Source organism: Oleiphilus sp. HI0043, assembly GCF_001634935.1.
In genome coordinates, this window is record NZ_LWEY01001059.1 from 1 (window position 1) to 311 (window position 311).

The window sequence follows — 311 nt, forward strand, 5'->3', positions numbered from 1 at the left end:
TGACGCTGCAACAAAACCTTTAATCAAGACACCGTATCCTCTCTCCACGAAAACACCTTTAAAAATCAGGTCACAAAATAACTATACGAATTTACCCCTCCGCTCAGGATAGTTAGAGTCAATGATCTACTGTGATTTTTCAGGTAGTTTATGAACTACCCAGTATCCCACACTCATCGCGAAGACTAGTACTGCGGTGGCATAAACATACTCTGGTTGAACCTCTTTGTAATCCAGAATAATCACCTTTCGCGCTACCGCCATTAGGGCAGTAGCCATCACAATCTTTACATGAATCACATCATCACGTA

Annotated in this window: 1 protein-coding gene; it reads right to left on the reverse strand. The window is 41.8% G+C overall.

The window, feature by feature from the left end; translation table 11 throughout:
- Positions 1-126 precede the first annotated feature (126 nt).
- Positions 127-311, reverse strand: a 185-nt coding sequence (locus tag A3729_RS11735) for a phosphate-starvation-inducible PsiE family protein (protein WP_197475811.1), incomplete at its 5' end; no start/stop codon positions are given.